This window comes from Acinetobacter psychrotolerans, from assembly GCF_048552595.1.
GTDB lineage: Bacteria > Pseudomonadota > Gammaproteobacteria > Pseudomonadales > Moraxellaceae > Acinetobacter.
In genome coordinates, this window is the sequence record NZ_JBIMDK010000052.1 from 1 (window position 1) to 339 (window position 339).

The 339-nt window shown below is 40.4% G+C and carries 1 protein-coding gene; it reads left to right on the top strand.

The window, feature by feature from the left end:
- Positions 1-335 (top strand): 3-keto-5-aminohexanoate cleavage protein (locus tag ACG94X_RS16815; RefSeq protein ID WP_419384466.1); only part of this gene is annotated, 335 nt, incomplete at its 5' end.
- Positions 336-339 lie beyond the last annotated feature (4 nt).

A 339-nucleotide genomic window follows, 5' to 3' on the forward strand; every position in this document is an offset into this window, starting at 1 on the left:
ATCGTGCACCAGATGGTTGCACACTGACATCTGAGTCATTGTTTAAAAATGTATTACCGTTTAACACAATGGCTTTATCAATGGGTTTACATCCACGTGTTGGTAATGAAGATACGATTATCGATCATCAAGGTAAGCGTTTCTCATCTGTAGAGCAGGTTAAACAAACGGTTCGAATTGCTCGTGAATTGGGTCGTGAAATTGCAACGGGTAAAGAAGCACGTGAGATTTATCGCATCGGTGTGCAGTACGACAGTATTGATGAAACATTACGTGAAAATGGCATGACGCCAAACCGTAAACACGGACAAAAAGGTATTCCATTACGTAAGTAAAATG